22 protein-coding genes are annotated in these 26430 nt (G+C 61.7%); 17 read left to right on the forward strand and 5 right to left on the reverse strand.

The window, feature by feature from the left end; all coding sequences use genetic code 11:
- Positions 1 to 90: 90 nt before the first annotated feature.
- On the forward strand, positions 91 to 3114 hold the full coding sequence (locus tag AC5STB_RS07435; protein WP_495442321.1) for a DNA translocase FtsK: 3024 nt from the start codon (positions 91 to 93) through the stop codon (positions 3112 to 3114).
- Positions 3115 to 3193: 79 nt separating this feature from the next.
- Complete coding sequence (locus AC5STB_RS07440; RefSeq protein ID WP_495444574.1) at positions 3194 to 3778, forward strand: LolA family protein; 585 nt, start codon at positions 3194 to 3196, stop codon at positions 3776 to 3778.
- A gap of 315 nt (positions 3779 to 4093) precedes the next feature.
- Here the strand turns inward: AC5STB_RS07440 and AC5STB_RS07445 are convergent, their stop codons facing one another.
- On the reverse strand, positions 4094 to 4681 hold the full coding sequence (locus AC5STB_RS07445) for a transglycosylase SLT domain-containing protein (protein WP_495442322.1): 588 nt from the start codon (positions 4679 to 4681) through the stop codon (positions 4094 to 4096).
- 418 nt (positions 4682 to 5099) lie between these two features.
- Between AC5STB_RS07445 and hspQ the strand changes: the two genes are divergently transcribed.
- The gene (gene hspQ / locus AC5STB_RS07450; RefSeq protein WP_495444575.1) at positions 5100 to 5426 is read left to right on the forward strand and encodes a heat shock protein HspQ; all 327 of its coding nucleotides are present in this window, start codon (positions 5100 to 5102) and stop codon (positions 5424 to 5426) included.
- Between the two features lie 35 nt (positions 5427 to 5461).
- Here the strand turns inward: hspQ and AC5STB_RS07455 are convergent, their stop codons facing one another.
- The 3 genes from AC5STB_RS07455 to AC5STB_RS07465 all read right to left on the reverse strand — a co-directional run bounded on the left by AC5STB_RS07455 (position 5462) and on the right by AC5STB_RS07465 (position 8170).
- A complete protein-coding gene (locus AC5STB_RS07455; protein ID WP_495442323.1) occupies positions 5462 to 7036 on the reverse strand; it encodes a gamma-glutamyltransferase family protein in 1575 nt (524 codons plus the stop codon).
- Positions 7037 to 7340: 304 nt separating this feature from the next.
- Positions 7341 to 7790, reverse strand: coding sequence for an ATP-binding protein (locus AC5STB_RS07460; RefSeq protein WP_495442324.1), 450 nt, complete (start codon positions 7788 to 7790; stop codon positions 7341 to 7343).
- A 35-nt stretch (positions 7791 to 7825) separates the two neighbouring features.
- Positions 7826 to 8170: an STAS domain-containing protein gene (locus AC5STB_RS07465; RefSeq protein ID WP_495442325.1), complete on the reverse strand. Its 345-nt coding sequence runs from the start codon at positions 8168 to 8170 to the stop codon at positions 7826 to 7828.
- A 95-nt stretch (positions 8171 to 8265) separates the two neighbouring features.
- Between AC5STB_RS07465 and AC5STB_RS07470 the strand changes: the two genes are divergently transcribed.
- The 12 genes from AC5STB_RS07470 (at position 8266) to AC5STB_RS07525 (ending at position 22335) form a co-directional block, all read left to right on the forward strand.
- The gene (locus AC5STB_RS07470) at positions 8266 to 9438 is read left to right on the forward strand and encodes a thiolase family protein (RefSeq protein WP_495442326.1); all 1173 of its coding nucleotides are present in this window, start codon (positions 8266 to 8268) and stop codon (positions 9436 to 9438) included.
- A gap of 93 nt (positions 9439 to 9531) precedes the next feature.
- Entirely contained in the window at positions 9532 to 9987 is a 456-nt protein-coding gene (locus AC5STB_RS07475) for a GAF domain-containing protein (protein WP_495442327.1), read from the forward strand.
- A gap of 202 nt (positions 9988 to 10189) precedes the next feature.
- The gene (locus AC5STB_RS07480; RefSeq protein WP_495442328.1) at positions 10190 to 10759 is read left to right on the forward strand and encodes a helix-turn-helix domain-containing protein; all 570 of its coding nucleotides are present in this window, start codon (positions 10190 to 10192) and stop codon (positions 10757 to 10759) included.
- Positions 10760 to 10769: 10 nt separating this feature from the next.
- Positions 10770 to 11141, forward strand: a complete 372-nt coding sequence (locus AC5STB_RS07485; protein ID WP_495442329.1) for a GFA family protein — start codon at positions 10770 to 10772, stop codon at positions 11139 to 11141.
- A 15-nt stretch (positions 11142 to 11156) separates the two neighbouring features.
- On the forward strand, positions 11157 to 13604 hold the full coding sequence (locus AC5STB_RS07490) for a GcvT family protein (protein ID WP_495442330.1): 2448 nt from the start codon (positions 11157 to 11159) through the stop codon (positions 13602 to 13604).
- Positions 13605 to 13649: 45 nt separating this feature from the next.
- A complete protein-coding gene (locus tag AC5STB_RS07495) occupies positions 13650 to 14720 on the forward strand; it encodes an alcohol dehydrogenase family protein (RefSeq protein ID WP_495442331.1) in 1071 nt (356 codons plus the stop codon).
- Positions 14717 to 15613 carry a homocysteine S-methyltransferase family protein gene (locus tag AC5STB_RS07500; RefSeq protein WP_495442332.1) on the forward strand — a complete coding sequence of 299 codons (897 nt, stop codon included), beginning with the start codon at positions 14717 to 14719 and terminating at the stop codon, positions 15611 to 15613. The genes AC5STB_RS07495 and AC5STB_RS07500 overlap by 4 nt, the downstream gene beginning before the upstream one ends.
- An 11-nt stretch (positions 15614 to 15624) precedes the next feature.
- Complete coding sequence (locus AC5STB_RS07505; RefSeq protein ID WP_495444576.1) at positions 15625 to 16644, forward strand: GlxA family transcriptional regulator; 1020 nt, start codon at positions 15625 to 15627, stop codon at positions 16642 to 16644.
- A gap of 83 nt (positions 16645 to 16727) precedes the next feature.
- Positions 16728 to 19178, forward strand: a complete 2451-nt coding sequence (locus AC5STB_RS07510) for a GcvT family protein (protein ID WP_495442333.1) — start codon at positions 16728 to 16730, stop codon at positions 19176 to 19178.
- A 257-nt stretch (positions 19179 to 19435) separates the two neighbouring features.
- On the forward strand, positions 19436 to 20557 hold the full coding sequence (gene dnaN, locus AC5STB_RS07515; protein WP_495442334.1) for a DNA polymerase III subunit beta: 1122 nt from the start codon (positions 19436 to 19438) through the stop codon (positions 20555 to 20557).
- A gap of 63 nt (positions 20558 to 20620) precedes the next feature.
- Positions 20621 to 21718, forward strand: coding sequence for a DNA replication/repair protein RecF (gene recF, locus AC5STB_RS07520; RefSeq protein ID WP_495442335.1), 1098 nt, complete (start codon positions 20621 to 20623; stop codon positions 21716 to 21718).
- On the forward strand, positions 21715 to 22335 hold the full coding sequence (locus AC5STB_RS07525; protein WP_495442336.1) for a LysE family translocator: 621 nt from the start codon (positions 21715 to 21717) through the stop codon (positions 22333 to 22335). The genes recF and AC5STB_RS07525 overlap by 4 nt, the downstream gene beginning before the upstream one ends.
- Here AC5STB_RS07525 and AC5STB_RS07530 read toward each other — a convergent pair.
- Positions 22332 to 22925 (reverse strand): TetR/AcrR family transcriptional regulator, encoded by a 594-nt coding sequence (locus AC5STB_RS07530; RefSeq protein ID WP_495442337.1) that lies wholly within the window; start codon positions 22923 to 22925, stop codon positions 22332 to 22334. The two genes, AC5STB_RS07525 and AC5STB_RS07530, sit on opposite strands and share 4 nt — an antisense overlap.
- 108 nt (positions 22926 to 23033) lie before the next feature.
- On the opposite strand from AC5STB_RS07530, the gene AC5STB_RS07535 reads away from it, so the two are divergent.
- Together AC5STB_RS07535 and gyrB are read left to right on the forward strand one after the other, a co-directional pair.
- Positions 23034 to 23627: an NAD(P)H-dependent oxidoreductase gene (locus AC5STB_RS07535; protein ID WP_495442338.1), complete on the forward strand. Its 594-nt coding sequence runs from the start codon at positions 23034 to 23036 to the stop codon at positions 23625 to 23627.
- Between the two features lie 85 nt (positions 23628 to 23712).
- Entirely contained in the window at positions 23713 to 26130 is a 2418-nt protein-coding gene (gyrB, locus tag AC5STB_RS07540; protein WP_495442339.1) for a DNA topoisomerase (ATP-hydrolyzing) subunit B, read from the forward strand.
- The last annotated feature ends 300 nt before the right edge of the window (positions 26131 to 26430 follow it).

The raw sequence follows: 26430 nt of genomic DNA on the forward strand, positions 1-26430 counted from the left end.
GGGCGCGCCGCCAAGACAAAAAACGGACTGGCCTTCGACCTTTGCGGTGAACAGCAGGGCGGGGGCAAAGGAAACGGAACTGAGGTAGGCATGGCATTTCAAACCCGCAGCCGCGATCCGCTGCTCGACAGCAATATGCAGGCAGCCATTGAAAAGCGCGGCAAGGAATTGATCGGGATTGCCCTGATTTTGGTAGGGCTGATGGTTGCGGCCATGCTCGGCTCTTACACGCCGGAGGATCCGAACTGGACAGTATCAACCGACGCGCCAGTGCAGAACTGGCTGGGCCGCCCGGGCGCTTCTGTTTCTTTCATCCTGATCACTTTGTTCGGTAAGGCCAGCTGGGCGATGCCGCTTTTCCTGGCAGTCTGGGGCCTGCGGTTTGTGCTGCACAAGGGCGAGGATCGCGTGGTCTGGCCGCTTTTGATGTCGGTGCCGTGGCTGCTGGTGGTGGCCCTGCACATGGAGACCCTGAACGCCAGCACCAGCTGGCAGCAAAACTACGACTTCGGCCTTGGCGGCATGGTTGGCTATACCTTCCTGGGTGCGCTGCTGGCGCTTTTGCCGGTGGGCCTGCACTTCATGGTCAAGATCATGTCTCTGCTCAGCGCCGCGGGCATGCTGGCGCTTGGCAGCGTGGTGCTGGGCTTTACCTGGCCTGAGGTGAAGAAGGGCCTGAACAAGGTGATGATTGGCCTCGTCCTGGGGTATGGCGCGGTTGCGGCCTTGCTTGGCCGTGGCGCCTCCAGCGGGCTGCAGGCCGCAATGACATACCGCAGGGAGCGGGCCGAACGCACCGGCGCTGCAGAGGAGGAAGCCTATGCTGGCGCGGATGCGGATCCGGACATGTTCGAAGACTACGCAGAAGATGCATACGCGGCTGACGAATACCAGGAAGAGCCAGCCCCGCCCGTCAAGGGCGGGTTGCTGTCGCGCGTGCCCGGGCTGATCCGCCGGGCTGCACCTGCTTCGCCGGCGCATGAAGACGTTTATGCGGTGGACACATACTCTGAGGGCGAAGACGACGTTTTGGCCGATGAAGCGGGCGGCGAGGACCGGATCTCAAAGAAGATCGCAAACGCGGTGCGGATCCGCCGGGCGGCCGACACACCGCCGGAACTGGACCCGAATTTCCCACTGACCAAGGGGCGCGGCAAACGCCCTGCGCCGCTGATATTCAATCATGCTGCCGCGCAGGACGGCTTGCCTGCTGAGCCTCCGCTGACGGCTGCGGGGCTGGCCGTGCCGCTGGTCCCGGAAGAGCCGCCGCTGTCTTGGCAGGCTCCTGTCGAAGAGGTTTTTAGTTCGCAGGCCCAAGATGTCCATGCACGGGATGAAGACGGCGGCGGTGATTTCGATGACGCGTCCCAGATGCTAACGCCCGACCATGTGCCAGCCGAAGCGCTTCCGGACACGGCAGTGGTGCTGCCGGACGCCCTCAAGACTGCAAAAGCCCCGGGCCCGAAGCTGACCGTTGATCTGCCAGTGGCAGAGCCGCGCAAGGCGGTGGTGGAGAAACCTGCCCGCAAGCCGGTGCAGCCCTCGGTGCGGGCCAAGGCCGAAGCCCAGCCCAACCTGGCGTTTGACGACAGTGACAGTGATTTTGAATTGCCGCCCCTGAACCTGCTGACCAACCCCGTCAGCATCGAACGCCATCATCTGAGCGATGAGGCGCTGGAAGAAAACGCCCGGATGCTGGAGACCGTCCTGGACGATTATGGCGTGAAAGGCGAGATCGTCTCGGTTCGCCCCGGCCCCGTTGTCACCATGTATGAGCTGGAGCCCGCTCCGGGTCTCAAGGCCTCTCGGGTGATTGGCCTGGCGGATGATATCGCGCGGTCCATGTCTGCGCTGTCCGCGCGTGTTTCGACCGTGCCTGGCCGCACCGTGATCGGCATCGAACTGCCGAATGAGAACCGCGAGAAGGTGGTTCTGCGCGAAATCTTGTCCTCCCGGGATTTCGGCGACGGCAACCACGCGCTGCCTCTGGCACTGGGCAAGGACATCGGCGGCGACGCCATGGTCGCAAACCTCGCCAAAATGCCCCACCTGCTGATCGCCGGCACCACCGGTTCCGGTAAGTCGGTGGCGATCAACACCATGATCCTGTCGTTGCTTTACAAGCTGACGCCGGACGAATGCCGGCTGATCATGATCGACCCCAAAATGCTGGAACTGTCCGTCTATGACGGCATCCCGCATCTGCTCTCGCCTGTTGTGACCGATCCGAAGAAGGCCGTTGTGGCTCTCAAATGGGTGGTGGGTGAGATGGAGGACCGCTACCGCAAGATGTCCAAGATGGGCGTGCGTAACATCGCGGGCTACAACGGCCGCGTGAAAGACGCGTTGTCTAAGGGGGAAATGTTCTCGCGGACGGTGCAGACCGGGTTCGACGACGACACAGGCGAACCAGTGTTCGAGACCGAAGAGTTTGAACCCAAAGCACTGCCCTACATCGTTGTGATTGTCGATGAAATGGCCGACCTGATGATGGTCGCGGGCAAGGAGATCGAGGCTTGTATCCAGCGCCTGGCGCAGATGGCGCGTGCCTCGGGCATCCACCTTATCATGGCAACCCAGCGCCCCTCCGTCGACGTGATCACCGGCACCATCAAGGCAAACTTCCCGACCCGGATTTCCTTCCAGGTGACCTCCAAAGTCGACAGCCGCACTATTCTGGGCGAGATGGGCGCGGAGCAGCTCCTGGGCATGGGCGACATGCTGTATATGGCGGGCGGTGCCAAAATCACCCGCTGCCACGGTCCGTTCTGTTCGGACGAAGAGGTTGAGGAAGTGGTCAACCATCTCAAGCAATTCGGCCCACCGGATTACGTCGGAAGCGTGCTGGATGGCCCGGACGAAGACAAGGCCGACAACATTGACGCCGTTCTTGGGCTGAACGCAGGCGGCAACACCGACACCGAGGACGCGCTTTATGACACGGCAGTGGCCATCGTCATCAAAGACCGCAAGTGCTCTACCTCTTACATTCAGCGCAAGCTGGCGATCGGCTACAACAAGGCCGCGCGGCTGGTAGAGCAGATGGAGGACGAAGGGGTTGTTTCAGCTGCGAACCACGTCGGTAAAAGGGAAATTCTGGTTCCCGAACAGTGAGCAAACAAAAAACCGCCGATGCCGGATCCTTGCGGATCCGGCATCTTCACATCTGCAGCAGCGCACCTATGTTGTGCCTATGAAACGCTTTTTACTTGCCATTGTGCTGACATTTGCTGCCCCGGCTTCCTGGGCAGCAGAGAAGCTGAGCCTGAATGAAATCTCCCGTTACCTGAACGGAATCACGACGGCCACGTCCCCATTCACCCAGATCAATGACGACGGCAGCCTGTCCACGGGCAAGCTGTATATGCACCGTCCGGGCCGCATGCGTTTTGAGTATGACGGCAAAGGCGGCGGTACTGTGGTGGCCGGCGGCGGCGCAGTTTTGATCCACGACCCCAAATCAAACCAGCCGCCTGAGACCTACCCGCTGAAGCGGACGCCGTTGTCAATCATACTGGACCGCAAGGTGGACTTAGGCCGGGCCAACATGGTGGTCGGGCACAGCTTTGACGGCACTTCAACCATCGTGCGGGCGCAAGATCCTAAAAACCCGGACTATGGCAGTATCGAAATGATGTTTACCGGCAGCCCGGTAGAACTGCGCAAATGGGTGATCCATGACAGCGCCGGCGGTCAGACGACCGTTATTTTGGGGGCGATGGAAACCGGAAAGAAATTGTCCTCCAGCCTGTTCACGACCAGCGGGCGGTCCCGCTGAGCCGGTCGCTGCCGCTTCCTTCGGGAGGGGGGCGAAAGAACTGCACCGCTTCGTCGAAGAACTCTTCTAATCCCAGGTGCCCGCCAATCATAGCCGTGGCTAATGCAGGTCTGCTCTACAACGCAGGCACCCGGGATTCGCCTCACCGCAGGCGGATTGACCCCGGCGCTGTAGCGGCAACGGTTTTGCTCCTGGGTGTCCGCTCTTAGTCAGTGCATCTTTTCCTTGACTTCCATGGCGCTACGGACAGCGCCATGGGCGGATAGTAACCTCGACCAGCATACTGCCCCTGTGGTCTTCACAGTGCGGCCGCAGTTAGCGGTATTTGCGGCAGGTGGCCAGTTGCGCCTGATAGGTCAGGGCGCGGGATTCGACCTGGCCGGCAACCCGCATCAGCCAGGACTTGGACCTGTAGCTGCCGCGGGCGTAGCCGGAGTGCCCTTCGTGATAGGCCAGATACTGGTTACGCGCATCGTAGAGCGGAATGCCGTTCTTCTCGAGGCTTCGGCGCATGTACCAGCCCATGAAGTCCGCGGCATCGCTGATCTTGTCGCGCTTGGCCCGGCGCCGTCCGGTGTCCCGCCGGTAATCGTCCCAGGTGCCGTCCAGGGCCTGGCTGTAGCCATAGGCGCTGGATTGCCGCCCGACCGGAATTACCCCCAGCAGGTACTGGTGAGGTGTGCGGGCGTCGCCGCGAAAGCGGCTTTCATGGTAGATGGTTGCCATCTGCACATGCACCGGAACCCCCCAGCGGCGCTGGGTTGCGCGGAAGGCTTTCAGGTATTCGGGGCGCTGCTCGATGATGCTGCACGCATTGTCCAAGTTGCGCGGCGGCGCTTTGTGCCCGCCTCCGCAAGACGCAACCGCCATGAGGAGAACGAGGGCGCTGATGAGTCTGCTCATTGCCTCTGCCCATTTTGTTTTGGGTTTGTTTTGCGGCAAGTCTAACGGATTGCAGCGCGCGAGGAAATCAAATTTCAGGGCGTTGCACCTGCAGCAGGGCCCGGTTGGCAAATACCTTCCCCGGCGGGGCTGCAGCCAGGTAAGGAGAATAACCTGGCACCGCTTGGCTCGCCCAGACAGCGGCCTCAACGCAGCGGCAGGAATTCTTTGATTAGGCCGAAGTTTGCGGCGCTGTTTCGGCACATCCGCTGCGGCTCGCCCCGCCTTCCCCAAGCGGTTGGCCGAGGGGGCGTTGAAAAGATTGCCCAAACAACTGTCGTAGTGAAGTTCACAGTCTGTTTCCCCGAAAATTTGCGTCAACTGTTGGACAATTGCCTCGCCGCCGCGCTATTTGTTAATGGTCGGGGGCAGCATGACTATGATGAGAACACGCGCAAAATATAATCTTGGGCAGGTTGTCCGCCACCGCAAGCATCCCTTCCGTGGTGTGGTTTTCGATGTGGATCCGGAGTTCTCCAATACCGAGGAATGGTACGAGGCAATCCCCGAAGACAGCCGGCCGGTCAAGGATCAGCCGTTCTACCATTTGCTGGCCGAGAACGACCAAAGCTATTACGTGGCATATGTGTCCGAACAGAACCTGGTTGCGGACTATTCCGGAGAGCCGATTGGCCACCCGGATGTGCCGGAGATGTTCGGCAATTTCGATGGCGGCGCCTATTCTCTCCACTACCAGCTGAACTGAAATTTGAGCAGGCGAATTTCCGGGCTGAACTTGTGTCAGTACCCCAGCGCGCATCCGTCCTTACGCGGATCGCTGGCGCCTTCCAGCACACCTGAGGCATGGATGCGGATCGCCTGTGCACCGCCAAGCGGGGTGTCAGGCTCTTCCACCTTGTGTCCCAGATCCGATAGCTGCTGGCGGACCGCGATACTATATCCGCGCTCGGTTTTCAAAACCCCGCCATCTGCAAAGCAGCGCGGCGCGTCTATTGCCGATTGCAGGTCCATGCCGAAATCCGTGAGGTTCGACACCAGGCGTGCGTGGCCGGTGGGCTGATATCCGCCACCCATCACACCAAAGGGCATGATCACTTCGCCGTCTTTCTGCAGCATTGCCGGAATAATTGTGTGCATCGGTCTTTTGCCGGGGCCAAGTTCATTGGGATGGCCTTCTTCCAGCGTGAAGCCCGCGCCGCGGTTCTGCAGCAGGATGCCGAACTTCTCTGATGCTATGCCGGAGCCGAAGCCGTGGAAGATTGAATAAATCAGCGACACTGCCATACGGTCCTTGTCCACCACCGTGATATAGACCGTGTCCTTATGCACCGCCTCGGTCAGTGGTGCTGCGGCGGCCATGGCGCGTTTGGGGTCGATCAGCGCAGCAAGACGAGCGGCGGTTTCCGGTGCCAGCATATGTGCCAGCTGCGTTGTGTGATCCGGGTCTGCCAGAAACCGGTTGCGTGCGTCATAGGCCAGTTTTGCTGCTTCTGCTTCGATGTGCGCGCGTTCGGCGCCGGAGGGATCCATCCCGGCGACATCGAAATGCTGCAGAATGTTCAGCAGCAATAAGGCAGTAGCCCCCTGGCCGTTTGGCGGATGCTCGGCAAGGTTCAGCTCCTTGTACCCGCTCGCAACCGGCTGCGTTGCAAAGCTGCTGGCGGCAGCAAAGTCCTCTACCGTATGAACACCGCCTTGTGCTGTCAGCGCTGCGATCATGTCTTCAGCCACTTCGCCGGTGTAGAAAGCCTCGCGCCCGTGCCGGGCAACGCGGCGCAGGACTTCAGCCTGCCCGGGCGCACAGAACAGATCACCCTGGCGGAGCGGGCGGCCGTCTTGCAGGTAAAGCCGCCTCGCTGCGCCTTGCAGGGTGCCAGCACTGTTTCGCCAGTCAAAGGCAGTGCGCGGCGCCACCGGAACGCCGGCTTCGGCATAGTGAATGGCGGGCTGCAGCAAAACATCAAGCCCAAGCCGGCCTTCGCTTTCCGCCAGCCGGCAAAAGGCATCGATCGCGCAGGGAACAGTGACTGCATCTGCGCTGTACAGCGGCACTGTTTCCAGGCCCTGCGCCCTGAGGGCCGCGGCGCTGGCTGCGGCAGGAGCGCAACCCGATCCGTTCAGGGCTTGAATATCTTGACCGGGTCGTGAATGCAGCACAAAGCAATCGCCGCCTATCCCGGTCATCTGCGGTTCGCATATGCCTAGCAGAACCGCGCCGGCTAATGCTGCGTCCATGGCGTTGCCGCCGCGTTTCAGTATATCCAGCGCCACGCCGGCTGCCAGCGGGTGCGACGTGGCGCACATGCCGGTGGCGGCAAAGACGGCCGACCGTCCGGGCAAATGGAAATCGCGCATCGCATTGCTCCCCTTGTTGACGCGCCTAGACTAGGCAGGGGCCAGCGGAAGGCAATTCAATTCCCGTGCAGCCGGGCTGGAACCGGGTGTCATGTCTAGATGCGAGGGGGGGCTGAAACAGATGTCCCCGGTGCCGTGCACTGGTGGGGGCTAAGATACACGGCACCAGGGGAAGCTCGTTTCAGCTACGGGTAAGAATTCGCATATCTGTTGGGCTGCGGTTGGCCGGGAATGCGTCGCAAGTGTGACCAAAGATTAAAATGCAGCAAAATCAAATACAGCAGGCGCGGCGCTGGCGGCCGGGTCAGACTTCGGCAGGCGGGCTGGCGACCTGGATCTCGAAGCAGAGAGAGAGATTGTTGCTGCCTTCCGCGCGCTCATACCGGACCTGGCTTGCCAGCTCGCGGATCAGAAACCAGCCAAATCCGCCCTCTGGGAGGCTGCCGGCCGGAACGTTGACATCGGCAGGCTTGCCTACCGGCAGTTCGTCGTTCGGAAACGGGGCGCCTGCGTCCTGGATGCTGATCCACAAGCGTTCCGCAAAAAGCTCCGCACGAATCCGCACCTCTCCGGGCGGCATGCCTTCGTAAGCATGCTCCACCACGTTGTTCACTGCTTCAGTCAAGGCAATTTGCACCTCGTCCACGCGGGCCGCCGGGAGATCCAGGGACCGCAATTGATCCACGACAGACGCGATGCCGTTACGGGCATCCTGGTTCGTGGCCGTGAACGAGCAGGCAATGGTTTTTACCATAAATTTCTCGCATTGCGCCGCCAGCGCTGTCGTACTCAGGAACTGGCACCAGCCGGCGCGGTTGCTTCACTCAGCGAACTGTAGAGATTAAAGACCGTATCCATCCGGGTCAGCCGGAATACCTTTTCTACCATCGGGGTCAAACCGGCTAAGTCGAGCCGTCGTCCTCCGCCCAGTTGCTTCATTGCGGCGACAATCGCGCCAAGCCCGCTGGAATCAATAAACTGCACCTCGGACAGGTCCAGAATCACGCGCTCCGGTCCGCTTTCCGTTTCCGTGCGCATGTCCTCTTTGAATTGGATGGCCATGGCGGCATCAATGCGCTCGGCATTGACTTTGACGATTTGCGCATCGCCCGTCATGGTGGTCGTCAGGCTCATTTTGGTCCCCCGGGATGTAACGTCATTACGCAGCACTCTAGACCGCAAACCTTACTATTCTGTAGGTAATATTTCGACGATTGGAGGAAAATTGCATGAAAGACGTTGTTATCGCCGGAGCAGCCCGGACGCCGATGGGCGGATTCCAGGGCATGTATAACGGGGTGACGGCTGCAGATCTGGGCGGCGCGGCGATCCGGGCAGCTTTGGAGCAGGCCGGGTCCGCTACGGCAGACGAAGTCCTTATGGGGTGCGTCCTGCCTGCAGGCCAGGGCCAGGCCCCTGCGCGCCAGGCCGGGTTCGCTGCCGGTCTGGGTGATGAGGTGCCTGCCACCACGCTCAACAAGATGTGCGGTTCCGGTATGAAGGCCGCCATGATTGCCTTTGATCAGATTGCCCTGGGCCACGCGGATACGATGATTGCAGGCGGCATGGAAAGCATGTCGAACGCGCCCTACATGCTGCCCAAGATGCGCGGCGGTGCCCGCATCGGCCACGGCCAGGTGATCGACCACATGTTCCTGGACGGGCTGGAAGACGCCTATGACAAGGGCCGCCTGATGGGAACTTTTGCCGAGGACTGCGCCGAAAAGTACCAGTTCACCCGCGAAGCCCAGGATGAATACGCGCTGAAATCCCTTTCCAATGCGCTAGAAGCGCAGGAAAGCGGAGCCTTTGACGGTGAAATCGCGCCCGTTACGGTGAAGACCCGCAAGGGTGACGTGGTAACAGCCGCGGATGAGCAGCCCAAATCGGCGCGCCCGGAAAAGATCCCGACGCTGAAACCGGCGTTCCGCCAGGACGGCACCGTGACCGCGGCCAATGCCTCTTCAATCTCGGATGGCGCGGCGGCTCTGGTTCTTGCTTCGTCCGAAGCTGCAGAGGCGAAGGGCCTGCAAATCCGCGCCCGTATTCTTGGGCACGCCAGCCACGCCCAGGCGCCAGGCTGGTTCACCACCGCACCGGTGCCGGCAGCTCGGAAACTGCTCAAATCCATCGGGTGGGCGGTTGAAGACGTAGACCTGTGGGAAGTGAACGAGGCTTTTGCCGTGGTGCCGATGGCCTTCATGCACGAAATGGGCCTCTCCCGTGACAAGGTAAATGTGAATGGCGGTGCATGCGCGCTGGGCCACCCGATCGGCGCCTCTGGCGCGCGGATCATTGTCACCCTGCTGAACGCGCTGGAGAAGCGCGGCCTGAAACGCGGTGTGGCTGCGATTTGCATCGGCGGCGGCGAGGGCACGGCGATTGCGATTGAGCGGGTGTAATCTTCACCTTTTCAAAATACTCGCGGGGGTGAATTGACCGCAAGGTCAAGAGGGGGCAGACAGCCCCCTCAATACGTTTCAGGAGAGCTGCACATGCAGGTTGAATACGAAACCTTGGCCAAGACCATCGCGGCGCTGACCGAAGGCGAAACGGATGAGGTGGCGCTGATGGCCACCGTGGCCTGCGAGGTGCACCACGCGGACGGCCGCTTCAACTGGACCGGCTTCTACCGCGCCGTGGCGCCGGAGCTGCTGAAGATCGGGCCTTATCAGGGCGGCCATGGCTGCCTGCAGATCCCGTTCTCTCGCGGTGTTTGCGGCGCCGCCGCGCGCACCGGAGAGGTGCAGCTGGTGCCGGATGTCGATGCCTTCCCGGGCCATATCGCCTGTGCCTCCTCCACCCGCTCGGAACTGGTGCTGCCGGTCTGGAACGGCGCCGGGGATCTGATCGGGGTGTTTGACATCGACAGCGACCAGCCCGATGCCTTCACCCAGGAAGATGCTGACCAGCTGGAGGCAATCCTGCGGCAGGTGTTCAGCCGCGGCTGATTCGCATATCCGGGGCTTTGCCCCCCGGCCTCGCGGCCTTACCCCAAGGGGCTATAGACCAGAAAAAATGCCGCCCGGCGCCCGAACGCGCTGGGTTTTTTCATGGCATCCTTCCGGCTCGTGAAAAAATGCTTGAAAATTTCACGAACTCGGTCCATCGTGAAAAACGAGACGATTTTTTCACGGAGCGGGGAGAGAGCCGGTGAACGATCAGACGGTGGCAACGGCGACACTGGGGGCGGATATCCGGGCCTTGCGCAAGGCGCGCGGGCTGACCCTGTCGGATATTGCCGCGATGCTGAACCGCTCGGTCGGCTGGCTGAGCCAGGTTGAACGCGACATGTCCGAGCCTTCGATCTCCGACCTGCGGCAGATTGCCGAGGCGCTGGGTGTGCCGATGTCGATGCTGTTTGCGCATTCTGGCGCTCCGGCGGAGGAGCACGGATACATCGTGCGAGCTGGCTCCCGCCGGCCGATGGGGTCAGGCGAGGAGGGGTTGATCGAAGAGTTGCTCTCTCCCGACCTTACCGACGATTTTGAGATGGTGCACTCCACTTTCCAGCCCCATTCGCGGATGCAGACGCCGGCCAACCGGCCGACACAGGAGGTCGGCTATTTGATCTCTGGCAAGCTGGATCTGCTGATTGGTGGCCGCAGTTTCACCGTCGGTCCCGGTGACAGCTTCCGGATAAAGCATGAGCCCTATCAATGGTCGAACCCCTACGACGAACCCGCAGTGGCCGTCTGGGTGATCGCGCCGCCGGTCTATTAGGGGGGCAACGATGATGAAGGGATCCTGCCTCTGCGGCGACATCCGGTTTGAAACCGCGGCCAAACCGCGGAACGCGTCGATGTGCCATTGCAATCAGTGCCGCAAGCAGTCGGGGGGCACCTGGGCCTCTGCGCAGGTGCGCAACGAGGACCTCACGATCACCGGTCCGGTGAGTTGGTTCGAGGCTACACCGAAGGCCAAACGCGGCAGCTGCCCGCGCTGCGGATCTTTCCTGTTCTGGAAGGGGGCGGGAGAAGACAACACCAGTTTCGCTTTGGGCGCTGTCGACGGGAACACCGGTCTCAGCGTCGAAAAGCACATCTTTACCGCCTCCAAGGGCGACTACTACCGGATTGCGGACGGCGTGCCGCAAGAAGACTGAGACTAGGGAGCGAACATGTCTGATTTTCCAACCAAGGCCCGTGTGGTCATTATCGGCGGCGGCGTCATCGGCTGCTCGTCGCTGTATCATCTGGCCAAAAAAGGCTGGACCGATTGCGTACTATTGGAGAAGAACGAGCTGACGGCCGGCTCAACCTGGCACGCGGCGGGCAACGTCCCGACCTTCTCGACCTCCTGGTCGATCATGAACATGCAGCGCTATTCGACCGAACTGTATTCCCGCCTTGGCGAGGAGGTCGATTATCCGATGAACTACCATCAGACCGGCTCGATCCGCCTGGCGCACAGCAAGGAACGGATGCAGGAGTTCGAGCGTGCCTGCTCCATGGGCCGTTACCAAGGCATCGGGATGGAAATCTGGACCCCGGAGCAAGCCAAGGAAAACTATCCGTTCCTTGAGACCCACGATTTGGAAGGCGTGCTGTGGGATCCGTCGGATGGCGACATCGACCCGGCACAGGTGACGCAGGCACTGGCCAAGGGCGCGCGCGACATGGGCGCGAGGATCATCCGTTTCTGCCCGGCAACCGGTGTGACCCAAAAGGAAGACAAGACCTGGGTGGTGCACACCGAAAAGGGCGACATCGAATGCGACTACGTTGTGAACGCCGCCGGTTACTATGCCCAGCGTGTGGGAGAGTGGTTCAAGGACTACGGCGGCCGCACAGTTCCGATGATGGTGATGAGCCACCAGTACCTGCTGACTGAGCAGATCCCTGAGGTGGAAGCCTGGAGCAAGGACCATGGCAAGAAGCTGCCGCTGATCCGCGACGTGGATGTGTCTTACTACCTGCGCCAGGAAAAGAATGGCTACAACCTTGGCCCTTATGAGCCGAACTGCAAAGGCCACTGGATGACCGAGGACGACCAGATGCCGGACGACTTTTCGTTCCAGCTGTGGTCGGACGATCTGGACCGGATCGAGGACATCGTAACCGACGCCATGGAACGCGTGCCGCTGATGTCCTCTTCCGGCGTTTCCAGCGTGATCAATGGTCCGATCCCCTACGCCCCCGACGGCCTGCCGCTGATCGGACCGATGCCGGGTGTCGACAACGCGTTTGAGGCTTGTGTGTTTACCTTTGGCATCGCCCAGGGCGGCGGCGCCGGCAAGGTGCTGGCAGAATGGATCGTCGACGGCCAGACCGAGTGGGACATGTGGGCGGTCGATCCGCGCCGCTACACCGACTACACCGACCAGGACTACTGCGACCAGAAAGGCATGGAAGTCTACGGCAACGAATACGCCATGCATTTCCCGCACCATGAATGGCCTGCCGCCCGCGACAAGAAGGTCAGCCAGGTCCATGCCAAGATCAAAGAACTGGGCGGCGTGATGGGCGCTTACAATGGCTGGGAGCGTGCCAACTGGTTTGCCAAGGAAGGTGACGACACCTCCGAGGAAGCCACCCACACCTGGGGCCGCTCCGGCCCTTGGCAGCAGCGCATTAAGGAAGAATGCGAAGCGGTCCGCGATGGCGTCGGCGTTCTGGACCTGCCGGGCTTCTCCCGCTTCAACCTGGAAGGCGACGGTGCCGCCGAATTCCTGCGCGGCCTGGTCACTGGCGGTTTGCCCAAGGTGGGCCGGATGAACCTGGTCTACTTCTCGGACGATCGCGGCCGCATCCTGACAGAGATGTCGTGTGTCCGTCATGGCGAAGACCACTTTACCATGATCACCGCAGGCTCGGCCCAGTGGCACGACTTCGAGATCCTGAAGAAGGCGCTGCCCGCAGGCCTGACCCTGACCGACCGCACCACCGAATTCGCGACCATGATCGTTACCGGTCCGAAATCGCGGGAGCTGTTCGCGGGCATCTCCGACGCGGATCTGTCCCTGGGCTGGCTGACCCATCAGGAAGCTTCGGTCGCGGGCAAACCCGCCTTCCTGGCGCGGGTGTCCTATGCTGGTGAGCTGGGCTGGGAGGTGCACTGCGCCAACGAGCATCAGCCGGCAATCTACGACGCCCTGCTGGCAGGCGGCGCCAAGCCGTTCGGCATGTATGCGTTGAACTCCCTGCGTATCGAGAAAGGCTACCGCACCTGGAAGGGCGATCTCAGCACCGATTACTCGCTGCTTGAGGGCGGACTGGAGCGGTTCGTCAAACTGGACAAGCCGCAGGACTTCCCCGGCAAGGCCGCGATCCAGAGCGAAAAGCAGCAGGGCGTGAAGAAATCTTTCGTCACCCTGATTGTCGAGGCCGGTGATGCGGATGCGCCCTACATGTCTTGCATCTGGAAGGATGGCGAGATCGTGGGTGAAACCACCTCGGGCGATTGGGGCTACCGCGTGGGTGCCTCCATTGCGCTGGGCATGGTGCGCAGCGAACTGGCAGTGCCGGGTACGGAGCTGGAGGTCGAGATTTACGGTGAGAAGTGCCGTGCGGTGGTTCAGAAGGACGAACCGCTGTGGGATCCGGCCAACGAGCGCCTGCGCGCTTGATATGTTACGTTCGGCCCGTCACGCTTAATTCAGGAGGCTTCAGCGATGGCCTGGATGATGAAAGGCGTCTGTTTAATCCGGCATGGCGGGCCGGACGCGCTTGAATGGCGTGAAGATATTCCTGTTCCGGTCCCTGGACCGGGTCAGGTGCTGGTCAAGGTCTTGGCGGCCGGCGTCAACAACACGGACATCAACACCCGGACCGGCTGGTATTCGCCGGATGTGACGGGGGCCACGGATGCGGTCGGCGATGACGCAGAGGTCGAGGCCGGCGGCTGGGGCGGCGCCCTGAGCTTTCCCCGCATCCAAGGCGGCGACCTGTGCGGCGTGGTGGTTCAGACCGGCCCAGATGCCGGTGACTTCCACGTGGGGCAGCGGGTCACCAGCCAAATCAACATACCGAGGCCCAAGCCGGACAACCCCGTTGCTTTCGTCGCCCTGGGGTCCGAGCTTGACGGCGCATTCGCGCAGTACTGCCTTACCGAGGCGGCAGAGCTGTTCGACGTCAGCGCCTCCCCCCTGTCGGATACCGAGATTGCGGCGATGCCCTGTGCCTATGGAACCGCCTGGAACCTGCTGCACAATGCCGGTGTCGATGCTGGCCAGCGGGTGCTGGTGACCGGCGCATCCGGCGGGGTCGGGCTGGCAGCGGTGCAACTGGCAACCCATCTCGGTGCGCATGTCACTGGCCAGACATCGCCTGCCAAGGCAGATGCAGTGACCGCGATGGGGGCGGGCAGCATCATCGACCGCGAAGAAACTCCTGCACAAAACTATTTCGACACCGTCATCGACGTGGTCGGCGGCCCGGCCTGGCCCGCCCTGATACAGGCGCTGCGGCCCGGCGGGCATTACGCAGTTTCCGGTGCCATTGCCGGTCCGGTCGTGACCGCGGACCTGCGCGAAATCTACCTGCGCGACATCACCATTCACGGCTGTACCTTCTGCCCGCGAGCTGTCTTTGCCGAACTGGTGGAGTTGATCAATTCCGGCGCTATCCGCCCCTTGGTCTCGGCAACCTATCCCCTGCAGGACATTGCCCGGGCACAGGCGGATTTCATGAGCAAGGCGTTTCCGGGCAAACTGGTCCTGATCCCCCCTCAGGAGGCCCCATGACAGAAATCGTTCTTCTTGACGGCTCGATCGGGCAGGAGGTCGTCAAACGCTCCGGAGACCGGGCAACGCCGCTGTGGTCAACCTCCGTGATGATTGAAAAGCCGGATGTTGTCGGCCGCATTCACGCCGACTACTATTCCGCAGGGGCCACGATTGCCACCATGAACACCTATGCCGTTTTACGCGATCGGTTGGCCCGGGCCGGGATCGAAGACCATTTCGAGGAATTGCTGGCCAAGGCCACCGCACAGGCAACCGCGGCACGGGACGCGCATGGCTGGGGCCGCGTTGCCGCAGCGCTTGGCCCGCTGATTGCATCTTACCGCCCGGACATCTGCCCGCCCCACGAGGAGGCCGCACCTGTCTACGCAGAGCTTGTTCAACTGCTGGAGCCGCAGACAGATCTGTTCCTGATCGAAACCGTCTCCTCCGTTGAACACGCCAAGGGCGCATTGCTTGGCTGCATAGGCACGGGCAAACCAGTGTGGCTGGCGGCCTCCGTCTCGGATGAGGACGGGACGCTGCTGCGCTCCGGCGAGCTGCTTGCGAACCTCGCGCCGCTGGTTGACGAATTCCAGCCGGAGGCGGTGCTGCTTAACTGCTCGCGCCCCGAGGTCATCGGCGCAGGCCTGGAAATCGTCAAAAGTTTCGGCAAGCCCTTCGGTGCCTTTGCCAACGGCTTCACCCGGATATCTGAAGGTTTCCTGAAAGACGCGCCCACGGTGGACGCACTGGAGCAGCGCCAAGACCTTGGGCCCAAGGCCTACGCGGAATTTGCCATGGGCTGGGTTGCCCAAGGCGCCACTATCGTTGGTGGCTGCTGCGAAGTCGGCCCGGACCATATCACCGAACTGGCCCGCCAGCTGCGCGCGGCCGGGCATCGGATAGTCTGACCAGGGAGGGCATCAGTGTGACAGCTCCGGAAAAACTCAATGCGGCTGACCCGGCCCGGGTCTGGAACATCGATATTATCGTCACCGAAGGTTTTGTCCTGATCGAGATGTCGGCGATTCTGGAGGTGCTGCGGATCGCCAACCGTGTGCTGGCCCAGCCGCCGTTCAAATGGACCGTCCGGTCGCTGCAGGGCGGCAGGGTTGGCTGCCGGGCGGGTCTTAGCGTGGATACTGAACCCTTCGCGCCCAAGCCGGATGCGGATTTCGCCTTCTTTCTTGGCAACTCGGACCCGGATCATCCGAGCCTCAGCCTGGGTCGGGTGATCTCCAGTTACACCTGCCGAGATATCAAAGTCTACCTGCTGGCCGAGGCTGCGGCGCGCTACATCCGCGACCAGGGCGGCGCGGCCGGGCGGCTGACGACGCATTGGGAAAACTCCGCCCTGCTGCGCGAGCGGATGGGACTGAACGACTCCAGTCACGCGCTGGCCAGCGAGGACGGGCTGGTGGTGACCTGTGCCGGCATGGGGTCCACCGTTGACATCATTCTGTCACTGGTCGGACGGCTCACCTCTGCCGCGGCTCAGATGACCGTGGGCAACATCATGCTGCACGAACAGGTGCGCGATTTCTCCTCGCTGCAGCCCTTTGCCGGCGCCAAGCCGACCATCACCGGCGACAGCGACCTGGACCACTGCATCCGCATCATGCAGGACAATATCGAGGATCCGGTTCCGATCAGTGACATCGTCGATGAACTGGGTATTTCCACCCGCTCTCTGGAACGCAAGTTCCGGACCTTTCTGGGCACAACTCCCAATGGTTTCTACCGGGAAATGCGGCTCTCCAAAGCTAACAACCTGTTGCTCAATACGACGATGAGCGTGCGTGAAATCGGCCTCGCCTGCGGGTTTCCAAACGGATTTTCCAGCCTCTACAAGAGCTTCTTCGGCATCACGCCTTTCGCCCTGCGCAAACGCCGCCGACTGGGTGAGGACGGCTCGGAAAAAAAACTCAAGGCCGGAGAATAGCCCCAGGAGTCTGGCGTTTTTGATGCATTTTGCGCCGCCTGCTTGTGATAATCAGGCGCAAACCCTCATTCAGGAGCGATGACATGAGCGATCTTCCCAACAAGGCACGTGTGGTGATTATCGGCGGAGGTGTGATCGGCTGCTCGGTGGCCTATCACCTGACAAAGCTCGGCTGGAAGGATGTGGTGCTGCTGGAACGCAAGCAGCTGACCTCCGGCACCACTTGGCATGCCGCGGGTTTGATCGGCCAGCTGCGCGCCTCCTCCAACATGACCAAGCTCGCACGCTATTCGGCTGAGCTGTACTTGGGGCTTGAGGGTGAAACCGGGGTTGCTACCGGCATGCGCCAGGTGGGTTCGGTGTCTGCTGCGCTGACCAATGAGCGGCTTGAGGAGCTCTACCGCAACGCCGCCATGGCCCGTGCCTTTGGTGTGCCGGTTGAGGAGCTGTCGCCCAAGGAGGTCAAGGAACGCTACGAGCACATTAACCTGGACGGCGTGACCGGCGGCGTCTGGCTGCCGACTGATGGCCAGGCGGATCCTGCCAACATCGCCCTCGCCCTGGCCAAGGGCGCCCGCCAGCGCGGTGCGCTGGTCAAGGAGCGGATCAAAGTCACCGGCATTGCAAAGCAGGGCTGCCGCGTAACCGGCGTGGATTGGGCCAGCGACGATGGCGAGGCTCAGGGCCATATTGAAGCCGATATGGTAGTGAACTGCGCCGGCATGTGGGGGCATGAGGTTGGCCGGATGGCAGGGGTCAACGTGCCGCTGCACGCCTGTGAGCATTTCTACATCGTGACCGAGGGCATTTCCGGCCTAACCCAGATGCCGGTGCTGCGTGTCCCGGACGAATGTGCCTATTACAAAGAAGACGCTGGCAAGATCCTGTTGGGTGCCTTTGAACCCAACGCCAAACCCTGGGCGATGAACGGCATCCCCGACAGTTTCGAGTTCGACCAGCTGCCAGAAGACTTCGATCACTTCGAGCCGATCCTGGAAGCTGCCTGCAACCGGATGCCGATGCTGGCTGAGGCCGGTATCCACACGTTCTTCAACGGCCCCGAATCCTTCACTCCTGATGATGCCTATCACCTCGGCCTGGCGCCGGAGATGGACAACTTCTGGGTGGCTGCGGGCTTTAATTCGATCGGCATCCAGTCCGCAGGCGGCGCCGGCATGGCGCTGGCGCAGTGGATGGAAGATGGCCAGAAACCGTTTGACCTCGGTGATGTGGATATCTCCCGGATGCACCCGTTCCAGGGCAACAAGCACTACCTGTTTGAGCGCTCCAAAGAGACCCTGGGTCTCTTGTATGCTGACCACTTCCCCTACCGCCAGAAGGCAACCGCCCGCGGCGTGCGCCGCACCCCGTTCCATCACCACCTGCTGGAGCAGGGCGCGGTGATGGGCGAGATCGGCGGTTGGGAACGAGCCAACTGGTTTGCCAACGACGGCCAGGAGCGCGAGTACCAGTACAGCTGGAAGCGTCAGAACTGGTTTGAGAATTCCGCGGCAGAACACAAGGCCGTCCGCGAAAATGTCGGCATGTACGACATGTCTTCCTTTGGTAAGATCCGTGTTGAAGGGCCGGATGCGGAGAAGTTCCTGAACTACATCTGCGGTGCCAATGTCTCGGTTCCCTCAGGCAAGATCGTCTACACCCAGTTCCTGAACCCGCGCGGCGGGATCGAGGCGGATGTGACCGTGACCCGCCTGAGCGAGACCGCCTATCTGGTGGTGACCCCGGCAGTGACACGACTGTCCGACCAGACCTGGATGATGCGCAACGTGGGCGACCACCGCGTGGTGATCACCGATGTGACCGCAGGCGAGGGTGTGCTGGCGGTGATGGGCCCGAATGCGCGCAAGTTGCTTCAGAAGGTCTCGCCGAACGACTTTTCGAACGAGGTGAATCCTTTCGGTACTGCGCAGGAGATCGAGCTGGGCATGGGGCTGGCCCGTGTGCACCGCGTAACCTATGTGGGCGAACTTGGCTGGGAAATCTATGTCGGCGCCGACATGGCAGGCCACGCGTTCGAAACCCTTTGGGAAGCTGGCCAGGACATGGGGCTCAAGCTCTGCGGCATGCACATGATGGACAGCTGCCGGATCGAAAAGGGCTTCCGCCACTTCGGCCACGACATCACCTGCGAGGATAACGTGATCGATGCGGGCCTCGGCTTTGCGGTTGCCACCGGCAAGGGTGACTTTATCGGCAAGGCCGCGGTGCTGGAGCGCAAGGAAACCGGCCCCAAAAACCGCATGCTTCAGTTCAAGCTGACCGATGCTGAGCCGCTGCTGTTCCATAATGAGCCGATCATCCGCGACGGCAAATATGTGGGCTACCTCAGCTCCGGCAACTACGGCCACACGCTGGGCGCCGCTATCGGCATGGGCTATGTGCCGTGCGAGGGCGAAAGCGCGGCGGATGTGCTGGGCTCTACCTATGAAATCGACGTCTGCGGCGTGAAGGTAAAGGCAGAAGCCTCCCTGAAGCCAATGTACGATCCGAAATCGGAGCGGGTGAAGGCCTAAGCACCTCTCCAAAGCGTATACTGTCCGTACCACGCCCCGGCGGCTCCGCCGGGGCGTATTCTGCTTGTGGCCCTGCGGGGACAGCTTTGGGTTATGCTGCAACGTTTCTTCTGCTTTGGCAGCCAAGCTGCCCGCGGCCTCTTGACCCCGCCCGAAATCCCTTGGAGAAATCCATAAAAAGCCTTGTACGGCAGGGGCAAACAGGTAGGTTGCTTGTCCCGGCCACTGACAGGGGCCTGACGAAGAGGATTTGGGACATGAAGATCAGCATCGAACGCGGCACGCTTCTCAAGGCCGTGGCCCAGGCGCAGTCTGTGGTCGAGCGCCGCAATACCATTCCGATCCTGGCGAATGTGCTGATCGAAGTCGAGGGCGACAGCGTCCAGTTCCGTGCCACCGATCTGGATATTGAGGTCGTCGACAAGGCCCCCGCCCAGGTGGAGCGCGCCGGCGCCACCACCGTGGCCGCCACCACCCTGCACGAGATTGTCCGCAAGCTGCCCGACGGCGCGCTGGTTACCCTGACCGCTGATGCCGCAACCGGCCGCCTGGCGGTCGAGGCCGGGCGCTCCAACTTCTCGCTGGCGACCCTGCCGCGCGAGGATTTCCCGGTGATGGCGTCGTCGGAGTATCACTCCAACTTTGCTGCCAAGGCCGCTGTGCTGCGCCGCCTGTTCGACAAGTCGAAATTTGCAATCTCTACTGAGGAGACCCGGTATTACCTGAACGGTGTCTACCTGCATGTCTCCGCTGGTGCTGGAGGCGGCAAGGCGCTGCGCGCCGTTGCCACCGATGGCCACCGCCTGGCCCGTATCGACGCAGAACTGCCGCTGGGTGCAGAGGATATGCCCGGCGTCATCGTGCCGCGTAAGACCGTGGGTGAGCTGCGCAAGCTTCTTGATGATGATGACATGGACATCGCGGTCTCTGTCTCGGAAACCAAGGTGCGTTTCGCTACTCCGAACATCACTCTGACCTCCAAGGTGATCGACGGCACCTTCCCCGACTACACCCGTGTGATCCCGGCCGGCAATACCCGCCGCCTGGAAGTGGACGCGGCTGAGTTCGCACAGGCTGTTGACCGGGTTGCCACCGTCTCCTCCGAACGATCCCGCGCAGTGAAGCTGCAGCTGGAGGAGGACCGCCTGATCCTGTCGGTGAACGCACCTGACAGCGGCGCCGCCGAGGAAGAGCTGGCGGTCGCCTACAATGACGAGCGGCTGGAAATCGGCTTCAACGCCAAGTACCTGCTGGAAATCGCCAACCAGGTGGACCGCGAGAATGCCGTATTTATGTTCAACTCCTCCGGCGATCCGACGCTGATGCGCGAAGGCAACGACGAAAGCGCCGTTTTTGTCGTAATGCCGATGCGGGTCTGAAGCTCCTGACGGCGCTGCCTCCGGCGGGAATATTTTTGGCCAGAAGAACAGGGGAGCTCCCGCGTGCTGGCTCTGACTTCACTCGTCTTGTCCCATTTCCGCTCGCATTTGCGGGCGGAAATGCGTTTGGATGGGCGCCCGGTGGCGATCTACGGTAACAACGGCGCGGGCAAGACCAACATCCTGGAAGCAGTATCTTTGTTGTCCCCCGGCCGCGGCCTGCGCCGGGCCAGCGCTGCGGAGATGGCGCGCCAGCCGGAGGCCCTTGGCTGGAAGCTGAAAGGCGAGTTGCAGGCGCCCTCTCAGACCTATGAAGTGGAAACCTGGTCCGAGGGCGGCAATGCCCGGCAGGTGAAGATCGACAATAAATCCGCGAGTCAGATCGCTTTGGGGCAGGTGGCCCGGGTGGTTTGGCTGGTCCCCGCAATGGACAGGCTGTGGATCGAAGCTGCCGAGGGGCGGAGGCGGTTTCTGGACCGGATCGCACTGAGTTTCGAGCCGGCCCATGCTGAGGCCTCTCTGGCGTATGAAAAGGCGATGCGCGAACGCAACCGGCTGTTGAAGGAGCAGATCCGTGACGCCGCGTGGTACCGGGTTCTGGAAGACCGGATGGCATCCGCTGGCCACCGGATCCATACTGCACGGGCGCAAGCAGTGGAGCTGCTGCAATTGGCGCAGACGGAAGCGGAAACCGCCTTCCCCGCTGCGGAACTGGAACTGATGCAGTCGGAGGGCAGCATGCCTTCCACCGAAGGCGATTTTAAGGAGGCGCTGGAGGAAAGCCGGTTTCGCGACCTGGCTGCAGGCCGCACCCTAGTGGGGCCGCACCGCACCGACATGATCGGTACATTTCAGGCCAAGGGCATCCCGGCCAGGGATTGTTCCACCGGCGAGCAGAAGGCGCTGCTGGTGTCGCTGATCCTGGCCAACGCCCGGGCACTGGCGCAGCGCGAGGGCGCGCCGCCGATCCTGCTGCTGGATGAGGTTGCGGCCCATCTGGATGCGGGCCGCCGTGCCGCGCTTTATGACGAGATCTGCGCCATAAGAACCCAGGCCTGGATGACGGGCACCGGCCCGGAGCTGTTTGCCGAATTGGGCGGCCGGGCGCAGGTGCTGGAAGTGTCGGAAAACGAAGGTGTATCGGAGGTTTCCCAGAAATGACCGTCACGCCGTGGGACCTGGCGCTTTACGCCGGTGCCTTGCTGATCCTGTTCCTGACTCCCGGTCCGGTGTGGCTGGCATTGATGGCGCGCTCGGTTTCTGGCGGGTTTCCGGCGGCCTGGCCGCTGGCAGTTGGCGTCGCCTGCGGCGACATCTTCTGGCCGCTGATTGCGGTGGCGGGTATGTCTTGGGTGGTCTCGGAAATCGAGGGCATCATGACCGTGCTGCGCTGGGTCGCCTGCGGGATGTTCATAGGGATGGGGTATCTGCTGATCCGCCACGCCGGCGACGCTGTGGAGGAAAACCGCGCCCTGACCCGTCCCGGCATCTGGGCGGGTTTCATGGCCGGTATCGCGGTGATCCTCGGAAACCCCAAGGCGATCCTGTTCTACATGGGCGTGCTGCCCGGGTTCTTTGACCTGTCAGGCATCTCCTGGAGCGACGTTGCGGCGATCGTCACCCTTTCCTTTCTGGTGCCGCTTCTGGGCAACCTCGCACTGGCAGGGATGGTGCACCGCGTGCGCCGCGCGGTAACTTCCACCCGGATCCGCCGGCGGATCAACCTGGTCTCCGGCGGGCTGCTGATCTGCGTCGGTCTGGTGATCCCGTTCACCTAAGGGGCGGGCTGCAGCCAGGCCTGCAGGTAGGGTTCAAGCCCCCTGGCAGGCGGCGTTTCATCATCGTGCTCCATGCAGAACCAAACGCCCAGGACGTGGTTCAGGAAAGCCTGAATGCCTTCGGCCAGAAGTTCAGGCGGCTGATCGCAGCGGATCCGGCCTGCTGCCTGCAGAACCTGCAGCCAGCGGGTCAGCAGGGCGACCTGGCGGAGGAAGCCTGCGGTAACCACTTCGTCCGGTTCTGCCGCCGTGGTGCCAGAGTAGCGCAGCAGCAAATCGAAGATCACCCGATCCTGGCCGACGTAGTCCAGATGCGGTGCCAGCCGGGTGGTCAGTTCAGCCGCATCCTGGGGGGGGCCACCCGCTTCCATCCCGTCCAGCAGGCGCATAACCTCCCCCCCGATCAGCACGGCCAACAGCCCGTCCTTGTCCTGGAAATGCGAAAACAAAGTGCCCTTGGCGACACCGGCGCGGGCGACCACATCCTCCACCCGCAATCCGCTGTAGCCCTGCTCCTGTACGATGTCGGCTGCCACTTCCAGCAGTTTCGCCCGGGTTTCCAGCCGCCGTTTCTGCGGTGCACGTGTCATGTCTCAGCCTCACGATCTCGTTATTGACCGCGGTCATTTTTATAATTGACCGCGGTCATTTTTAATTCAATAAAGTGACCGCGGTCAACTTAGCTAATGGAGCGTGAAATGTCTGCCCGGAAAATCTTGATTCTGAACGGCCATCCCGGCCAAACCTCCCTGTCGAAATCCCTGTGCGCTGCTTATCAGGCTGCGGCTGTGGAAAACGGTCATCAAGTGCGCTGCCATGACATTTCGCAGATGCAATTCGATATGGATTACGGGCAGGGCGGGTATCAGAACCCGAAACCCTTGGAGCCGGACCTGGCGACGTTCCTGGAGGACTTGGAGTGGGCCGAGCATGTGGTGATGGCCTCTCCGCTGTGGTGGGGCGCAGTGCCAGCCAAGCTGAAGGCGGTGTTTGACCGGGCGTTGCTGCCAGGGCGGGCCTTTGATACCCGTAATGTCAATTTCGCGGGGTTGCCTGCCCCGATGCTGTCCGGCAAGACAGCCCGGGTGCTGCTTACGTCGGACACTCCTGCGCTGCTCTTGCGGCTGTTCTACGGCAATGCGGTAAAGAAGTTCATCAGCCGCCAGATCCTTGGTTTTGTCGGCATCAAACCCACGCGCTTCACCACATTTGCGCCGGCCACGGATGCGCCGGAGGCCAAGGTCAAAACCTGGCTGGCGGCAGCGGGCGGACTGGGGGCCAAAGCGGCCTGATTCTGCCAAGAAAAAAGGGGGCTTGCGCGTGACAATCCCGGTCAGGTTTCGTATAAAATCCCGAAGCTAAGACAGGAAGATGTGAATGTCCGGAAACGAGCAGGCCCCCGCAGAATATGGCGCGGATTCCATCAAGGTTCTCAAAGGCTTGGAGGCGGTGCGAAAACGCCCCGGCATGTACATCGGGGACACGGATGACGGCTCGGGCCTGCATCATATGGTGTATGAGGTTGTGGACAACGGCATTGACGAGGCTCTGGCGGGCCACGCCGACCACGTAACCGTCAAGATCCACGCCGATTCCAGCGTCTCGGTCAGCGACAACGGCCGCGGGATTCCGGTGGGCATCCACGAGGAAGAAGGCGTCTCGGCGGCCGAGGTCATCATGACGCAGCTGCACGCGGGCGGGAAATTCGACTCGAACTCCTACAAGGTGTCGGGCGGTCTGCACGGCGTGGGCGTTTCCGTGGTGAACGCATTGTCTGACTGGCTCGAATTGCGCATCTGGCGTGATGGCAAGGAGCACGTTGCGCGGTTTGAGCGCGGTGACACGGTCAAGCATCTGGAGGTGGTTGGCGATTGCGGAGATCAGACCGGTACCGAAGTCCGCTTTATGGCGTCGACGGATACCTTCTCGAACCTGGAATACTCCTTTGAAACGCTGGAAAAACGCCTGCGCGAGCTAGCATTCCTGAACTCTGGTGTGCGGATTATCCTGGAAGATGAACGCCCGGCTGAGAAGTTGACAACTGAGCTGTTCTATGAGGGCGGCGTCAAGGAATTCGTCAAATACCTCGACCGCCACAAGACCCCGGTAATGGAGGCTCCGGTCTACATTATCGGTGAAAAGGACGAGATCGGCGTTGAGATCGCCATGTGGTGGAATGACAGTTATCACGAGACGGTTCTGCCTTTCACCAATAACATCCCGCAGCGCGATGGCGGCACCCATGTGGCCGGTTTCCGTGGCGCGCTGACCCGGACCATCAACAATTACGCCCAGTCTTCCGGCATCGCCAAGAAGGAGAAGGTGTCCTTCACCGGCGACGACGCCCGCGAAGGCCTGACCTGCGTGCTGTCAGTCAAGGTGCCGGACCCGAAATTCTCCAGCCAGACCAAGGACAAGCTGGTCTCCTCCGAGGTGCGCCCGGTAGTCGAAAGCCTGATGGGTGAAAAGCTGGCCGAATGGTTTGAGGAAAACCCCAACCAGGCCAAGCAGATCGTTGGAAAGATCGTTGAGGCAGCGCTGGCGCGCGAAGCCGCCCGCAAGGCGCGCGAGCTGACCCGCCGCAAGACCGCGATGGACGTGAACTATCTGGCAGGCAAGCTCAAGGACTGTTCCGAGAAAGATCCCTCCAAGACCGAAGTCTTCCTGGTCGAGGGTGACTCGGCCGGCGGCTCCGCCCAAACCGGGCGGGACCGGATGACCCAGGCGATCCTGCCCCTGCGCGGCAAGATCCTGAACGTGGAGCGCGCGCGCTTCGACAGGATGCTGTCGAGCCAGGAGATCGGCAACCTGGTGATGGCCCTGGGTACCGGAATCGGCCGCGATGAGTTCAACATCGAAAAGCTGCGATACCACAAAATCGTCATTATGACCGACGCGGACGTCGATGGTGCCCACATCCGCACCCTGCTGCTCACCTTCTTCTACCGGCAGATGCCGGAGCTGATTGAGGGCGGCTATCTCTATATCGCGCAGCCGCCGCTCTATAAGGTCGCGCGCGGCAAGTCCGAGGTGTACCTCAAGGACCAGGCGGCACTGGACGACTACCTGATCAGTCAGGGCGTCGACGGGGCGGTTCTGAAGCTGGGCGACGGGTCTGAAATGGCCGGCGCCGACCTCACCCGCGTTGTGGATGAGGCGCGCCAGCTCAAGCGTGTTCTGGATGCCTTCCCGACACATTACCCGCGCCACATCCTGGAGCAAGCCGCAGTGGCCGGCGCCTTTGTGCCCGGTGCGGTGGATTCCGACCTGCAGGGCGTTGCCGACAAGGTCGCCGCGCGGCTGGACGCCATTGCGCTGGAGTATGAGCGCGGCTGGCAAGGCCGGATCACACAGGACCACGGCATCCGCTTGGCCCGCATCCTGCGCGGTGTCGAGGAAGTGCGTACCCTGGACGGCCCGATGCTGCGCTCCGGCGAGGCCCGCAAGACCGGCAGCTTCACGCAGAGCCTGCAGGAAGTCTACGGCACCACGGCTCAGCTGGTCCGCCGCGACCGCAGTCAGATAATTCACGGCCCGCTGGGCCTCTTAAAAGCGATTTTGGAGGAAGGCGAAAAGGGCCTCTCCCTGCAGCGCTACAAAGGCCTGGGCGAAATGAATCCCGATCAGCTTTGGGAAACCACTCTGGACCCGGACGCCCGCACCCTCTTGCAGGTGCGCATCGATGATATGGTCGAGGCGGATGATCTGTTCACCAAACTGATGGGTGACGTTGTAGAACCGCGCCGCGAATTCATCCAGAAGAACGCCCTCAGCGTCGAGAACCTGGACTTCTAGGCTCATTGTAGGATCGCCCAAAAGCGTGTTTTTGACCCATACTTTTGCGCAAATTGCCCATAGTTTTGGTTCTGGCACACGCTAGGAGAGAGGTGGAAGCCGAAGGCTGCGAAAATCTCCCGCTTGAGTTGATGGTTGGGTTTCTTGCTCTACTGGCTATTCGTAATTTCTGTTCTGGCTGCTGTACTCGCCATGAGCGGGGCGAACTGTGGACTGTCGGTGGGTTAGAGGTTTCAGGCGCAATGCAGGCCCGGTAGGGCGCTCAGGGCGCCCTATATGGCTGAGATGGAGCTTCCCGCC

Source organism: Leisingera sp. CC-HEC093 (assembly GCF_059429195.1).

Excerpts from the sequence above, each read along its gene's own strand:
- AC5STB_RS07435 (WP_495442321.1), top strand. The coding sequence starts at position 91 with ATGGCATTTCAAACCCGCAGCCGCGATCCGCTGCTCGACAGCAATATG.
- AC5STB_RS07440 (WP_495444574.1), top strand. The coding sequence starts at position 3,194 with ATGAAACGCTTTTTACTTGCCATTGTGCTGACATTTGCTGCCCCGGCT.
- AC5STB_RS07445 (WP_495442322.1), bottom strand. The coding sequence starts at position 4,681 with ATGAGCAGACTCATCAGCGCCCTCGTTCTCCTCATGGCGGTTGCGTCT.
- hspQ (WP_495444575.1), top strand. The coding sequence starts at position 5,100 with ATGATGAGAACACGCGCAAAATATAATCTTGGGCAGGTTGTCCGCCAC.
- AC5STB_RS07455 (WP_495442323.1), bottom strand. The coding sequence starts at position 7,036 with ATGCGCGATTTCCATTTGCCCGGACGGTCGGCCGTCTTTGCCGCCACC.
- AC5STB_RS07460 (WP_495442324.1), bottom strand. The coding sequence starts at position 7,790 with ATGGTAAAAACCATTGCCTGCTCGTTCACGGCCACGAACCAGGATGCC.
- AC5STB_RS07465 (WP_495442325.1), bottom strand. The coding sequence starts at position 8,170 with ATGAGCCTGACGACCACCATGACGGGCGATGCGCAAATCGTCAAAGTC.
- AC5STB_RS07470 (WP_495442326.1), top strand. The coding sequence starts at position 8,266 with ATGAAAGACGTTGTTATCGCCGGAGCAGCCCGGACGCCGATGGGCGGA.
- AC5STB_RS07475 (WP_495442327.1), top strand. The coding sequence starts at position 9,532 with ATGCAGGTTGAATACGAAACCTTGGCCAAGACCATCGCGGCGCTGACC.
- AC5STB_RS07485 (WP_495442329.1), top strand. The coding sequence starts at position 10,770 with ATGATGAAGGGATCCTGCCTCTGCGGCGACATCCGGTTTGAAACCGCG.
- AC5STB_RS07490 (WP_495442330.1), top strand. The coding sequence starts at position 11,157 with ATGTCTGATTTTCCAACCAAGGCCCGTGTGGTCATTATCGGCGGCGGC.
- AC5STB_RS07495 (WP_495442331.1), top strand. The coding sequence starts at position 13,650 with ATGGCCTGGATGATGAAAGGCGTCTGTTTAATCCGGCATGGCGGGCCG.
- AC5STB_RS07500 (WP_495442332.1), top strand. The coding sequence starts at position 14,717 with ATGACAGAAATCGTTCTTCTTGACGGCTCGATCGGGCAGGAGGTCGTC.
- AC5STB_RS07510 (WP_495442333.1), top strand. The coding sequence starts at position 16,728 with ATGAGCGATCTTCCCAACAAGGCACGTGTGGTGATTATCGGCGGAGGT.
- dnaN (WP_495442334.1), top strand. The coding sequence starts at position 19,436 with ATGAAGATCAGCATCGAACGCGGCACGCTTCTCAAGGCCGTGGCCCAG.
- AC5STB_RS07525 (WP_495442336.1), top strand. The coding sequence starts at position 21,715 with ATGACCGTCACGCCGTGGGACCTGGCGCTTTACGCCGGTGCCTTGCTG.
- AC5STB_RS07530 (WP_495442337.1), bottom strand. The coding sequence starts at position 22,925 with ATGACACGTGCACCGCAGAAACGGCGGCTGGAAACCCGGGCGAAACTG.
- AC5STB_RS07535 (WP_495442338.1), top strand. The coding sequence starts at position 23,034 with ATGTCTGCCCGGAAAATCTTGATTCTGAACGGCCATCCCGGCCAAACC.
- gyrB (WP_495442339.1), top strand. The coding sequence starts at position 23,713 with ATGTCCGGAAACGAGCAGGCCCCCGCAGAATATGGCGCGGATTCCATC.